The organism is Actinomadura sp. B10D3, assembly GCF_039871695.1.
GTDB classification, from domain to species: Bacteria; Actinomycetota; Actinomycetes; order Streptosporangiales; family Streptosporangiaceae; genus Spirillospora; species Spirillospora madurae.
The window spans coordinates 1-12,651 of sequence record NZ_JBDPLY010000027.1 but is presented as its reverse complement, the minus strand read 5'-3'; the positions used below and the strand labels follow the sequence as shown (position 1 = coordinate 12,651).

The following is a 12,651-nucleotide window of genomic DNA, read 5'->3' as shown; positions in this document are numbered from 1 at the left end:
TTCCTATGCGTGCTGGGAGGAGACGGAGACGACCTCGCCGGTCATGTAGGACGAGTAGTCGCTGGCCAGGAAGACGATAACGTTGGCCACCTCCCAGGGTTCGGCGTAGCGGCCGAACGCCTCGCGGCGCGTCAGCTCGTCCAGCAGCTCCTCCGAGGTCACCTTGACCAGGTGCGGGTGCATCGCGAGGGACGGTGAGACGGCGTTGATCCGGACGCCGTAGTCCGCGGCCTCCAGCGCGGAGCAGCGGGTGAGCGCCATGACGCCGGCCTTCGCGGCGGCGTAGTGCGACTGGCCCTTCTGCGCCCGCCATCCGATCACCGAGGCGTTGTTGACGATGACGCCGGACCCCTGGTCCCTCATGAGGCGCAGGGCGGCGCGGGTGCAGCGCATCGTGCCGTTGAGGGTGATGTCGAGGACGCGCCCCCACTGCTCGTCGGTCATGTCGACGAGGTCGGCGGTCCCGCCGAGGCCGGCGTTGTTGACGGCGACGTCGATGCGTCCGAACCGCTCCATGGCCAGGTCGTACAGGGCCTGGACCTGCTCCTCGGACGTGACGTCGCAGGGCAGCGCGGCGACCCGGCCGTCGCCGAACTCCTTCTCCAGCTCCCGCGCGGACGCGGCGAGCCGCCGCTCGTGGGCGTCGGAGATCAGGACGCGGGCGCCCTCCTCCAGGCAGCGGCGGGCGGTGGCGCCGCCGATCCCGGCGCCGGCCGCCGCGGTGATCACGACGGCCCGGTCCCGGAGCAGGCCGTGCGCGGGGACGTAGGAGGGCGGGGTCATCCACGGGCCTCTCTGCTCGCGCTCTGTTCACGGGGCAGGCCGAGGACGCGCTCGGCGATGATGTTGCGCTGGATCTCGTTCGACCCGGCGTAGATCGTGTCGGAGCGGGAGAAAAGGAACAGCCGCTGCCAGTCGTTCAGGTTGTACGGCTCGCCGTCCGCGACCATGCCGGCGGCGCCGAGGACGTCCATGGCCAGCTCGCCCAGCTTCCGGTGCCAGGTGCCCCAGACGAGCTTGGAGATGGACGACTCGGGGCCGGGGGCGCCCGCGGCGACGCCCGCCATGGTGCGCACCGCGTTCAGCCGCATGATCTCCAGCCCCATGTACGCCCGGGTCAGCCGGTCGCGCAGCAGCGGGTCCTCGATGGCCCCGGTCCGCCGGGCCAGGTCCGCGACGCCCTCGAACTCGCGCCGGAACCCGACCTGCTGGCCGAGGGTCGCGACGCCCCGCTCGAACCCGAGCGTCGCCATCGCGATCTTCCAGCCCTCGCCGGGCGCGCCGACGATGTTGCCGGCGTCGGTCCGGGCCCCGTCGAAGAAGACCTCGTTGAACTCCGAGGTGCCGGTGAGCTGGACGATCGGCCGGATGTCGACGCCGTCCTGCTTCATGGGGACGAGCAGGTACGACAGCCCCCGGTGACGGGACGAGCCGGGCTCGGTGCGGCAGACGGCGAAGCACCAGTCGGCTTCGAGGGCGAGGGACGTCCACACCTTCTGCCCGTTGATCAGCCAGTGCTCGCCGGCGGGCTCGGCGCGGGTCTGGACGTTGGCGAGGTCCGACCCGGCGTCCGGCTCCGAGTAGCCCTGGCACCACAGCTCCTCCACCGCCACGATCGGCGGGAGGAAGCGGGCGCGCTGCGCGTCGGTGCCAAAGGCGATGATCGTGGGGCCGAGCAGGTTCTCGCCGATGTGGTTGACCCGGGCCGGGCCGCCGGCCAGCGCGTACTCCTCGTGGAAGATCACCTGCTGCTCGACGGTGGCGCCGCGCCCGCCGTACTCCTCGGGCCAGCCGACGCACGTCCAGCCGGCCGCGGCCATGTGCCGCTCCCAGGCCAGCCGCTCCTCGAAGGCCTCGTGCTCGCGGCCGGGCCCGCCGAGCCCGCGGGCGTGCGCGAACTCGCCCGCCAGGTTGCCGCGCAGCCAGTCGCGGACCTCCGCGCGGAAGGCCCGGTCCGCCGGGGACTCGTTCTGCTCCACGCGGCGAACTCTACCAAACAGTTGTTAGAAAGAATCTCCCCCCAGCGCGGGCTCCGCCTCCGGAGCCTGGACGCGGCGGGGCGCCGCCCGTCCCGGCGCGGGCGCCTCGGCGGCCTCCGGCACGGGGACGGCCTCCCGCGCCGCCTCCGGTCCGGCGGCCGGAAGCTCGCGGTGGAGCAGGTCGAACAGGCGGTCCCAGCGGGCGAGGACGGCGTCCGGATGGAACCGCATGACCGACGCGCGGGCCTCGGTCCCGAGCGCGCGGCGCAGCCCCGGGTCCCGGATGAGGCGGTCGAGCGCGGCGGCGAACGCGGCGACGTCACCCGGCCGGGCCAGCAGGCCGTCCCGCTCGTCCTCGATCAGGGCCCGGACGCCCGGAGCGCAGTCGAACGCGACCGTGGGCAGCCCGTAGGCCATCGCCTCCAGCACCGACATCGGGAGGCCCTCCGCCCGGGACGGCAGCGCGAGCACCGACGCCTCGACCATCGCCTCCTCGACGTCCGGCACCACGCCCCGGAACTCGACCGATCGGGACAGCCCGGCGGCAGACGCCCGCGCACGCAGCTCCGCCTCGTCCGGGCCGTCCCCGTAGAGGTGCAGCCGCCAGCCCCGATGCCGCGCCGAGACCCGCTCCCACGCCTCCAGCAGCAGGTCCACGCCCTTCTCGTAGGACAGGCGCCCCACGCAGGCGACGACGGGCAGGTCGAGCGTGGGGTACACCTCCGGCGTGACCCGCAGCGGGTTGGGGATGTGGTCCACGTTGGTCATGCCGTCCCGGGCCCAGGCGTCGGCGTCCTCGGCGGTGAGCACCAGCATCCGGTCGGCGGCGGGGTAGTGCTCCTTGACCCGCCGGTACCGCGAGGACCTCCGGGTGGCCTGGTACGACTCGTGACTCATGGCCACGACGCGCAGCCCGGACGTGTCGGCCAGCCGCACCCACTCCATCGCCCACACCTGCGCCGCGATGACCACCGCCCCCGGCCGCGCGGCGGCGAACAGCTCCGACAGGCGCGCCGCGCCGCGGCGCTGGGCGGCCGCCCGCCGCGCCTTACGGGCCCGGGCCGCCACGTTGAGGCGGTCTCGCGGCGTCGCCGGACGCCACGCCAGCACGGGCGAGCGCCAGTCCCGGTGCAGCACCTCGACGGCGTAGGACCCGTCGCGGCCGTGGTGGTACGGCTCGCGTCCGCGGGTGATCCCGACGAGGGTGACGCGGTCGCCGCGGCGGGCCAGCAGCCGCGCCATGTGGTGCGCCCAGCGCTGGAGGCCGCCCATGTCGTCGGCGTTGTTGCACACGATGAAAACGTCACGCGGTACGGCCATGGCGGTCCCCCTTGTCGCCCGGCCGTGCCGCCGGGAAGTAACGGTCCGCCACCGTCCGGGCGGCGGTGCCGCGGTCGTGCTCGCCGAAGCGCGCGGCGAACGCGCGGCGCCGCCCGGCGTGGACGGCCTCCGCCGCGTCCAGCCCGGCGAGCGCGGCGACGAGCTCGTCCTCGGTGCGGGTGATCGGCCCGGGCGCGTGCCGCTCCAGGTCGAAGTAGCCGGTGGCGCGGTCCCGTCCGCCGGGGAGGTGCAGGACGATCGGCCGGTCCAGCAGCGCGAAGTCGAACATGATCGAGGAGTGGTCGGTGATCAGCGCGTCCGCGATCAGCAGGAGCGGGGTGACGTCGGGCACGTCGCCGACGTCCCGCATGACCGCGCGGGCCCCCGGCGGGACGTTGGCCCGGCACAGGTAGTGCGGCCGGACGAGCAGGACGTAGCTCTCCCCCAGCTCCCGGGCGAACGCGTCCGGATCGACGGGCGGGTCCAGCAGCCGGACGGGGCGTCCCCGCGGCCCGGTGGCGAACGTCGGCGCGTACAGGACGGCCCGGCGCCCGTCGTCCAGGCCGAGCGAGTCGCGGAGTCCGGCGACCTCCGCGGCCAGCTCCGGATCGCCGTCCAAGCCGTTGACCAGCGGATCGTTGCGCGGGTAGCCGGCCGGGACCAGCTCCGAGCGGACGCCGAGGCCCTTGCAGAGCGTCGCGACGTCGTGCTCGGAGCGCACGAGGAAGCAGTCGTAGCGCTCCACCATCCGCCGCAGCCGCGCCCGCTCGGCGGCGGGTCCGCCCTTGACGCGCGGCTGGTCCAGGCCCATGAGCTTGAACGCCGACCCGTGCCAGGTCTGGATGTAGACGGTCTCCGAGCGCTTGCGGAGCCCGTCCGGGAAGCCCTGGTTGTCGACCCAGAACTGCGCCCGCGCGAGAGCCAGGAAGTACGCCCATGATCCGCGCTTGACGAGCCGGGCGTCATCCGGGAAACCCTTGGGCGACGACGCGTACGACCACACCGCGGTCACGGGGCGACCGGATCTGCGCAGCTCCCGGTGGATGTACTTGGGATTGTCCGAGTAGTGCCGGCCGAGGTGGCTCTCGAAGACCGCGAGGCCCGTCTTGACGGGCAGCCGGCTCAGCACCCGGTTGAACACGGCGACCTTGGTCTCCCGGGAGGTCAGCGTCCGCCGCACGTTCCGCACCAGCCGCCGGCCGCGGCCCCACGACAGCCGCCCCACCGGGGACCGGGCGGCGCGGCGCGCGGCCGCGCCGGCGAGCCGCGCCCACGGGTTCCCCGTCTCCAGGGCGAACGCGAGGTGACCTCCCTCGGTGACATAGGGGCGGAGCCGGTCGGCGGCGAGCCGCGTCAACCGCGGCCGGACGGGCAGCGCGACCCCGCCGAGAGACGGCGATCCGCGGCCTGCGCCGACGCGGGTGACCACCTCCTCGCCGTCCGCCCGCAGGCGCAGCCGCACGTCCCACACCGGGTCGATGATCCCGACCGGCCGGATCCGCCGGTCCGGGGCGAACTCGGCCCGCCACGCGAGCCGGCCGCCCTCGTGCCGGACCGCCGCGCGGACCCGCCCCCGCGGCGCCCGGCGGCGCCGGTCGCGGAACTCCAGCGCGCCGGCCAGTTCGGCGTCCGGCGGTATCCGGCCCAGCGGGTTGAGCACGTGCCCGGCCATGAGGGCGCGGCCGCCGCGCATCTCCAGCCGCGTGAGGGTGTTCGCCGGGCGGAGGTCCTTGAGGGGACTCACGTGGAAGCCGAACCCGGTGACGTCCAGGACGCGGCGGCCGAGCGCGCCGTGCGGCCGGCCGGCGCCCCAGAAGACCCGCCCGTCCCGTTCCACGAGCCGGGCGCGCAGCTCCGGCCGCTTGCGGGGGTCGTACTCCGCGGCGGCGAGCGCCCCCGCGTGGTCGCCCTCCCGGACCAGGTAGGCGGCGATCGCCGGCAGCGGGTTGGCCTCCTCGAAGACCCTCGGGTCCATCTCGTCCAGGTAGGCGGCGGCCAGGTCGAGGAAGCCCGCCCGGTGGCGGGGGTCGCGGTCGCGCAGGTCGCGCAGGTAGAGGACGAGATCGTGGTTGACGAACTTGACGTGCTTGGCCCGCTGCAGGTCGTAGGCGCCGCGCAGCGCGAACAGCATGTCGATGCGCCGGTGGATCTCCAGCCGGTCGGCGAAGTTGGCCAGCTCGGCGCGCCGGTTGGAGATCGACGGCGCGGGCACGCTCTCCCGGACGAGCCACTGGTAGACGCGGTGCGGGATGAGCGCCGTCCGTCCCGCCGCCAGGTAGGCCTCGGCGGTGAACAGCAGGTCCTCGTAGTGCAGGCGCTCGACGAACCGCAAGCCGTGCTCCTCCAGAAAGCCCCGCCGGTACGCCTTGTTGGTCGAGAGGGTGTCGTAGAGGAGGTTCGGGTTGTCGTCCAGCGACTCGTAGACGGCCCTGCGCTGGTAAAGCCAGGGGTACCAGGGGCGGACGCGCCCCTTGGCCCCCGCAGGCAGGTCGAGGAAGATCCGGTCGCAGAGCCCGGAGACGATGTCGGCGCCGGTGTCCTCGGCGGCGGCGAGGAGGTTGAGGCAGGCGTGCCGGTCCAGCAGGTCGTCGCTGTCGAGGAACATCAGGTACCGGCCCGCCGACGCCTCGACGCCGCGGTTGCGGGGACGGCCGCAGCCGCCCGAGTTGGTCGGCAGGTGGACGGCCCGCACCCGTCCCGGGTGGGCCGCGGCGAACCGGTCGGCGGCCTGCGCCGTCCCGTCGGTGCTCCCGTCGTCGACGATGACCGTCTCGACGGCGCCGAGCGACTGCGCCAGCGCCGAGGCCACCGCGTGCGGGAGCCTCTCCGCGTCGTTGTAGGCGATCACCACCACACTGACGTCCGGGCGCACCCGCATGGGCATCCCCCTTCACCGACTGCCGTGTGCCTGTGATTCCTTTCCAGGAACGCCACACTGAGGTCCAAGGGAGATCAAAGGCTGTCAATGCGTCGTATTACCCGACGGAACGCCCGAAGGCGCCCGGCAGAAGCCGGGCGCCTTCGAGGATGTCGTTGTTTCGGGGTCAGGCGGCGTAGTCGGGGTAGCCGAAGCCCACGACCTGGGACTTCTGGCGCACCTTCTCCTTCACCGCGTTCCCGGTGTTGCCCTCGACGGTCTTGAAGGTGCCGTCGCCGTTGTCCTTCACGACGAGGCCGACGTGGTCGATGCCGCCGATCCTGCCGCCGGAGCCCTTGTCCCAGTCGAAGAAGACGACCGCGCCGGGCTTGGGCTTGTGGCCCCACCGGCCGGTGTCCTTGAACCAGGTGGCGTGCTTGACGGTGTAGGCGTCCCAGCCCATGTTCTGGACACCGGTCTGGGCGCCGAGCCAGGACACGAACATGTCGCACCACTGGGCGCCGTTGTAGGCCTTGACCGAGAAGCCGCCGTCACGCTGGGCGGTGGCCTTGGCGTGCGGAGTCGACACGTACCACTTGTGGAACTTGGTCTGGCCGCCCCGGCCCTCGTCGATCCCGACCTGGCTCTTCGCCAGCTTGATCACCTCGTCGGGCTTGACCGCGCGCGGCGGGACCTTCCAGCCCTCGCTGCGCGCCTCGGCGGCCGACATGGTCTTGCCCTTCGCCTGCCCGGACTCGGCGGACACGGCGCCCTTCTTGACGGACGCCGCCTGCGCGGAGGTCTCGGCGGCGGCGCTGCCGTCCGCGAGGGGGGCGGCGACGCCGAGCGCGACGGCGCCGGCGAGGACCGCACCGACGGCGACGCCGACGGCCTTGTCCTCGGGCGTGAAGCGGTTGAGGGAAAGTCGATCGAAACGACCGGTCATGCAGGGAATCTCCTTGTCTTCCATGACGCCTACCGGGTTAGCTGACGGATTCGGGCATGGAAGCAGCCCTACGGCGCACCTGTGGGGCACGCCGATTCACCCCTGGAACCTGGGTCCCCGGCTCCGTCCGGTCGGTCTCGACCGGGACGGACTCGGCCTTGCACCGCGGCAGCGGTGCTCATTTCTCGGATGTATCTCTGACTGATCTTGATGTGGGGGCGCGCGTCCTGTGGCGCGCATCGCGTGCGGTTTCCGCTCCGCGATCCTCGGCCGCCTCGACGACCGGCGGCAACGCATGGGCTGCGTTGCTTGATTCGCCTAGAAGGTACCAACCTGGCCAAGAAAAGCAAACCAGGCACAAAGCAGCGTCTTGCCTGCTCAAAGCCCTTCCAAGGGAGTACCAACACCGTCATGGAGGCGCGTGTTCCCGATCTTTATCGGACTGCCTCCCAGCCCTTTGCGGATAGGGCTTTCCGCACCTCGGCGAAAGGTAAAGAAACCCCGGGGCGATCTTAAGGCCACATGGTCATCCGGCCCTCACCGACCGCCATCGACCCCCTGGGGCCCGTCCGAGTGAGGCCTAAGTCACATCAGGTGATCATCGCAGGTCGGCCGGGTCGCCGGTCACTCCACGTACAGGGCGAACAGCGTGGTGTCGTCCGCCGCCCGGTCGTGCTCCATCCGCGCCAGGACCTCGTCCAGCACGCGGGCGGGCTGCGTCGAGGATTCCCGCAGGATTTTCGTGAGGCGGACGATCCGCTCGTCCAGGTCCGCGTCCCTGCGCTCCACCAGCCCGTCGGTGTAGAGGAAGAGCAGGTCGCCCGCGCGGAGCGCCGTCCTGATCGTGGTGTACTCCCAGCCGGGCATGGCGCCGAGCATCGGATCGCGGACGACCTCCAGGGGCGTCGCCCGGCCGTCCCGGACCAGGATCGGCGGCGGATGCCCCGCGCACGTCCACTCCAGAACCCGCCGGGACGAGTCGAAATGGGCCACGATCGCGGTTCCGGTCGCGGGCGGGTCCATGTTGCCGACGAGCTCGTTCAGCCAGCCCACCAGCCGTCCCGCGGGCTCCCCCGTGCAGGCGAGGCCCAGCAGCCCGTTCCGGGTCCGCGCCATCGCCGCCGCCGCGGGCAGCCCATGCCCGGCCGCGTCTCCGATCGCGAACATCGCCCGCCCGTCCTGCTGCGTGCGGGTCGCGAACCAGTCCCCGCCGATCCGCGCGGTGCTCTCCGCGGCCAGGCTGCGCAGCCCGGTGACCAGGCCGGGGAGCTGCTCCACCTCGTCCTCGTCGGGCAGGATCGCGCGGCGCAGCGTCACCGCCACCCGCCGCTCCTGCGCCGTCCGCGCCTGCTGCCGCAGCATCTGCCGCCGCGTCTCGGCCAGCGCCCGCTCCACGCCGCGCCGCCGGGTGATGTCCTGCGAGACGATATTGATCGAGATCGGCAGCCCCGACTCCCCGAGCACCGGCTCGGCGAACACCCACAGGTGCCGTGGCGTCCCGTCCTTGCCGATCACGCGATGCTCGGCCTCCACCGGCTCGCGCCGCGAGAACATCGTCTGCACGGCCTCCTCGACCAGCGGGAGGTCGTCGTCCGCCACCACCTTCGGCAGGTCGTGCGGCATCGGCGGCACCTCGTCGGGGGCGAGCCCGTAGTTGGCCAGCATCTGCGGCGTCCAGTCCGCCTCACCGGTGGCCAGGTCCCACTCGCCGAACCCGATCAGGGCGAGCCGCTCGACCCGCTCCAGCCGCCGCACGACCCGGTCCTCGGCGAAGTGGAACCGCCAGGTCACGCAGACGCCCGTCGGCACGTGCACGCACCGCACGCTCATCCGGGACGACCGCGACAGGCCGCGCTGCGCCGTGGTGTGCAGGAAAGAGGAACGTTCCAAGCTCTGCCCGGACTCCAGCACGTCGACGTACTCGTCGAAGAGGCCGCCGAGCGCCGCCCCCGGATCCGTCTGCAGGAGCCGCCGCCCGGTCAGCTCCTCCGGGCCGCGGCCGAACATGTCCCGGGCCACGCTGCTCAGAGCGGCGTACAGGAAGTCCACCACGTTGCCGTCCGGCCCCCGCACCGGCACCAGATGAGCGGCCGGATCCAGCGCCCCGTCGAGCACCGCCCTGGCCACCGGGTCGTCCGGCACCGCCGCGAGGATCTCGGCGTCCCCCGCGGTGTCCTCGGCCGTCACCCGGCGCAGGACGTCCTCGGCGCGCGACAGCAGGGCCTGGCGCTCCGCCGTGCCGCCCTCGGCCCGCGGCGGCCGCCGCCCGGCCGGCACCGCGCCCACCGGGCCGCCCCCGCCGTCCTTGACCAGCAGGGCCGCCGCCTCGGAGAGCTCGATGTCCAGGTCCCGGGCGAGCCAGATCAGGTGCTGCAGGGCCTCCCCCGGCGGGACGCCCAGGCGCCGCGCCAGCACGACCCGCGCCTCCGCCAGCACCGCGCGGTCGTGCGCGGCGCCCCGCAGGTCTTCCAGGTCCGCAACGTGCACCCCGGGCTGGGTGCCATCCGCTTCCGCCAACCCTGCCCCCCGTTCGGCATCACTTGCCCTGGGAGAAAAAAGCTACATACGCCAGCGAAGGACTAATCGCCCAAATCCGCGTAAACAATCCAGATCTTTGCCCGGGTTTTCCCTTCGGCTCCGCCCGCTGACCATCCGCGAACGCAACCGTCAGGCCGCCCGGTGGACCTGCCTCGTCAGCGTCGTGATCCGCGCCGCCGCCGTGCGGAACGACGAGCCCGCCGGATGCAGCGTCAACACCACCACCACCTTGTCCCCCGCCAGGCCGGTCGTATGCAGCACGGGCCGCCCGAGCCCGAGATCGGGCCGCCACGCCGCCGGCCGCGTCCCGCCCCGGCACGGCTCCGCCGGCTCCTCCCCGAACCCGGACCACCCCTGCTTGACCGCCCACGGCCGCTCCAGCGCCCGCGGAATCCCGAACGTCTGGTCGAACCCGTCCGTCCCGCACGCCGTCGCCTGCCGCAACTGCTCCAGCACGAACTCCCGATGCGCCGCCGGCGCCTCCTCCAGCAGGTACCGGTACATCGTCACGACGTCCCGCGCACTGATCGCCGTATACCCCCAGAACCCGGGCTTCTCCGCGGGCGGCGGCGCGGTGTCGGCCAACCCGACCTTCCGCACCATCCTCTCTATGATCTCCGCCTGCCCGCCCCGCCGCCAGAACTCCGTGGCCGCCGCGTCATCACTGGACCGCAGCATCGGCACGAGCAACGCCCGATCCGCCGCCGACATCCGATGCCGCCCCAGGTAGTCGAGCGCGATGAGGATCTTCACCACCGACGCCGACCGGTACGTCTGCGCACCCCGCCGCTCCAGCACGACCCGCCCGGCCCGCCGGTCGAACACCATGTACGCCGCCCTGACACCAGCCGGCACCCGCACGATAGGCGCCTTCGAGGGCCGCTCCTTCGACCTCGCCGGCTCAGGACTGCTCACCGGCCGAGCCCCTCCACCGTCCCCGCACCCGCACACGAGCCCGAGGCACACCACCCCGGCCAGCACCGCCCGCAAAGCCACCATCCGGCCTGCCTATCAGAGATCCCGGCCCCCGTATCTCGGTACGCACGACCCCGCGGACTGCGCTACAGTAATCAGGCCTGCTCCACCAGGCGCCGGGACGTAGCGCAGTTTGGCAGCGCACTTGACTGGGGGTCAAGGGGTCGTGGGTTCAAATCCCGCCGTCCCGACAAGAAACACCAGCTCAGAGGGGCTTCGGATCTTGATCCGAAGCCCTTTTCTGATCTTGAAGGTCGATGAGGAGCCAAAAGGGGAGCCACCACCATCGGACCTACGCCGACGTGCCCGTACCGAACACCACGTCGGCCATCTCGGCGCCCCGGGTGATCACCGGCTTGAGCTGGTGCCGGTAGACCTCCCCGGTCACCGCCGGGGAGGAGTGCCCGCACAGATCGGCGATCGCCTCGATGGGCACCCCGCCGTCACTCATGATCGAGACGAACGAGTGACGCAGCTCGCGCGGCGACCAGGACTCCCCGATCCCCGCCTTGCGGGTGATGAGCCGGAACCCCCGCCGCACGTTGGCGGCATCCAGTGGCCTCCCGGTCGCCGTGCAGAACACCAACCCATTGTCCTGCCACGCCTCTCCGGCCTTGAGACGTTGCGAGGCCTGGCGGGTGTGATGCTTGCGCAGGGCGTCCACGGCCTGGCTCGGGAACTGTAGCGTCCGGCGGGACTTGTCGGTCTTGGTGTCGCCGCCGGCGCGCACGGACCGCCATACGTAGATGGCGAACCTGTCGCGGTCGAAACCCGCCTTGGCCACCGACCGCCACTCGGCCGCATCGTCGATCCACGCCACGACGTGCGCCCACTGCAGCGCCCGGGCCTCTTCGGTGCGGACGCCGGTCAGCAGGCTGATCTGGACCCGGACGAGATCGACGTCGAGAACTACCCGCTGACGGCGCGGGTCGTCGACGACCGGGCCTTCGAGGCTCCAACCGGGCCAGGTCCCCGCGCTGGTCCCGCCGGACGAGCACACCACGCTGGTCGCGCTCGCCGACGCCAGGACCTTCGCCGAGGCGGGCAGCCCGCTGACGGTCGTCGACCTCTACGACACCCCTGGGCAGCCTGCCGTCCTTCCTTGCGACAAGGCCGGATCGCTGGCGTGCAATTTGGAGATCGCCAACATGGACTTCCACGAATTCGTCGCTCAGAAGGACGTCGAACCGTGGTGGGAGGCTTCCTGAAGCCGGCGCCGCCGAGCATGCGAAGACCTCGGCCAGCGCATCGCCCTCGACTACGACGTGATCTTCAGCTGCGTCGACCGGCCATGGCCGCGCGCAGTCCTCAACCAGCTCGCCTATAGCGACCTCATCCCCGTGATCGATGGTGGAATCGCGATCGACCCCTTCGCGGACGGCAACGGCATGCGCAACGCCACCTGGCGCAGCCATGTCCTCAGGCCAGGCCGTCCTTGCATGGTGTGCACCCGCCAACTCAACCCGGCCGATGTGACGCTGGACCAGCAAGGACTTCTTGAGGACCCCGAGTAGGCATTCCGGGTGCTGATCCGCGGATCCGCCTTCGACGAGGAGACCTATCGGCGCTGCGCGGACAGCGCATCAGTGGCATCGGCTATGAACGGACCAACGAATACTCGATATCGCTCGACGATGTGCCCAGCTTCAGGCTGCTGGCCACCGCTGGGCGCCCTCGCCCCGCAGCCGGGAACCTGACCTGTATCAAGAGTCAGGCTTGATGCGTGCCGTCGCCCGTCGCCGGCGCGCCGTCCACGCTGGGAGAGATCCCCCCGCCGGGTCACACCGCGGTGCGGAACTCGTTTTCGGGCTGGCCGCCGTGTGGGATTCGGGTGAGCCGGGATGGGGTGTGTGGATCTTTGCCAGCGCGGTGCCGGGTATCGGCGTGAAGATGGCGTCATGTGCTTCCTCTCGTAGCGTGGAGACCTGAACCAGAGAGATGGTTGGGTCGTGGGAGACAAGAGACGCCGGTTTGATCCGGAGTTCCGCGAGGGAGCGGTGCGGATCGTCAAGGAGACCGGCAAGCCCGTCGCGCAG

Annotated in this window: 9 protein-coding genes, 1 tRNA gene and 1 riboswitch; of the genes, 2 read left to right on the top strand and 8 right to left on the bottom strand. The window is 72.0% G+C overall.

What is annotated here, in order from left to right:
- Positions 1 to 3: 3 nt before the first annotated feature.
- From ABGB11_RS31575 to ABGB11_RS31545, 7 genes are all read right to left on the bottom strand, one after another.
- Positions 4 to 783 carry an SDR family oxidoreductase gene (locus ABGB11_RS31575; protein WP_347638823.1) on the bottom strand — a complete coding sequence of 260 codons (780 nt, stop codon included), beginning with the start codon at positions 781 to 783 and terminating at the stop codon, positions 4 to 6.
- Positions 780 to 1,979 carry an acyl-CoA dehydrogenase family protein gene (locus ABGB11_RS31570; protein ID WP_347638821.1) on the bottom strand — a complete coding sequence of 400 codons (1,200 nt, stop codon included), beginning with the start codon at positions 1,977 to 1,979 and terminating at the stop codon, positions 780 to 782. Before ABGB11_RS31570 ends, ABGB11_RS31575 begins: the two co-directional genes overlap by 4 nt.
- 24 nt (positions 1,980 to 2,003) lie before the next feature.
- Positions 2,004 to 3,299: a glycosyltransferase gene (locus ABGB11_RS31565; RefSeq protein ID WP_347638819.1), complete on the bottom strand. Its 1,296-nt coding sequence runs from the start codon at positions 3,297 to 3,299 to the stop codon at positions 2,004 to 2,006.
- Positions 3,283 to 6,177 carry a CDP-glycerol glycerophosphotransferase family protein gene (locus ABGB11_RS31560; protein ID WP_347638817.1) on the bottom strand — a complete coding sequence of 965 codons (2,895 nt, stop codon included), beginning with the start codon at positions 6,175 to 6,177 and terminating at the stop codon, positions 3,283 to 3,285. Before ABGB11_RS31560 ends, ABGB11_RS31565 begins: the two co-directional genes overlap by 17 nt.
- 166 nt (positions 6,178 to 6,343) lie before the next feature.
- Entirely contained in the window at positions 6,344 to 7,102 is a 759-nt protein-coding gene (locus ABGB11_RS31555) for a CHAP domain-containing protein (RefSeq protein ID WP_347638815.1), read from the bottom strand.
- A gap of 11 nt (positions 7,103 to 7,113) precedes the next feature.
- Positions 7,114 to 7,270: riboswitch (cyclic di-AMP (ydaO/yuaA leader) on the bottom strand.
- Between the two features lie 456 nt (positions 7,271 to 7,726).
- Complete coding sequence (locus tag ABGB11_RS31550) at positions 7,727 to 9,589, bottom strand: SpoIIE family protein phosphatase (RefSeq protein WP_347638813.1); 1,863 nt, start codon at positions 9,587 to 9,589, stop codon at positions 7,727 to 7,729.
- Positions 9,590 to 9,769: 180 nt separating this feature from the next.
- Positions 9,770 to 10,501, bottom strand: coding sequence for a hypothetical protein (locus ABGB11_RS31545; protein WP_347638811.1), 732 nt, complete (start codon positions 10,499 to 10,501; stop codon positions 9,770 to 9,772).
- 231 nt (positions 10,502 to 10,732) lie between these two features.
- Between ABGB11_RS31545 and ABGB11_RS31540 the strand changes: the two genes are divergently transcribed.
- Positions 10,733 to 10,806: transfer RNA gene (locus ABGB11_RS31540), tRNA-Pro, on the top strand.
- A gap of 101 nt (positions 10,807 to 10,907) precedes the next feature.
- On the opposite strand, the gene ABGB11_RS31535 is transcribed toward ABGB11_RS31540, so the two are convergent.
- Complete coding sequence (locus ABGB11_RS31535; RefSeq protein ID WP_347638809.1) at positions 10,908 to 11,618, bottom strand: site-specific integrase; 711 nt, start codon at positions 11,616 to 11,618, stop codon at positions 10,908 to 10,910.
- 262 nt (positions 11,619 to 11,880) lie between these two features.
- Between ABGB11_RS31535 and ABGB11_RS31530 the strand changes: the two genes are divergently transcribed.
- Entirely contained in the window at positions 11,881 to 12,129 is a 249-nt protein-coding gene (locus tag ABGB11_RS31530) for a hypothetical protein (RefSeq protein ID WP_347638807.1), read from the top strand.
- The last annotated feature ends 522 nt before the right edge of the window (positions 12,130 to 12,651 follow it).